General features: G+C 51.8%; 1 pseudogene. It reads right to left on the bottom strand.

The features are described 5' to 3' along the window. Positions 1–204, bottom strand: a pseudogene (locus N7568_RS25010) (MFS transporter); the annotation flags it as partial. Between the last annotated feature and the right edge of the window lie 41 nt (positions 205–245).

Raw genomic sequence — 245 nt, 5'->3', positions numbered from 1 at the left:
GAACTGCGGCATGATGGTGCGCATGAGCCGGTGAAAAACGAAGGCGCCCTCTATATTCTGGGCAACGTCACACAAACCAATGCCGATAACAAAGAAGAACAGGGCAATTGCAGTAGCCGGAACTGAGGCAGCAATCAAAGAGAAGGAAATATCTGCACCGGCGGCTCCCGCCACAATGACAGAAACTCGAACGGTGTTATCTGTTCAGATCTAGCCAAATACCCAACATGCCGACGGCAACGCCA

The organism is Paenarthrobacter aurescens (assembly GCF_025421775.1).
GTDB lineage: Bacteria > Actinomycetota > Actinomycetes > Actinomycetales > Micrococcaceae > Arthrobacter > Arthrobacter aurescens_B.
Note: the sequence above shows the minus strand (reverse complement) of the source record. Positions and strands in the feature narration are given on the sequence as shown.